At 54.0% G+C, this 263-nt stretch carries 1 protein-coding gene; it reads right to left on the bottom strand.

The window, feature by feature from the left end:
- A partial coding sequence (locus tag QSV46_RS40075) for an aldehyde dehydrogenase family protein (RefSeq protein WP_314964155.1) occupies positions 1 to 263 on the bottom strand: 263 nt, incomplete at both ends.

The following is a 263-nucleotide window of genomic DNA, read 5'->3' as shown; positions in this document are numbered from 1 at the left end:
AAATGGGGCATTACCGCCAAGCTCTAGCGAGAGTTTTTTGACGGTGCTGGCACATTGCTCCATCAGTAGGCGACCGACAGCGGTCGAGCCTGTAAAGGATAGCTTATGAATGCGTTCGTCTTTGGTCAGCACACTGCCGATGGTGGGGGCATCGCCTGTGACGAGTTGCAGTACGCCTTTTGGTAGGCCGGCTTGTTCGGCAAGCACCATCATGGCGATGGCAGAAAATGGCGTTTGGCTATCTGGCTTGACAATCATGGTAC

It is taken from the genome of Bradyrhizobium cosmicum, from assembly GCF_032290525.1.
Taxonomy (GTDB): Bacteria; Pseudomonadota; Alphaproteobacteria; order Rhizobiales; family Xanthobacteraceae; genus Bradyrhizobium; species Bradyrhizobium cosmicum_A.
This window is presented reverse-complemented; position numbering and strand designations above follow the sequence as displayed.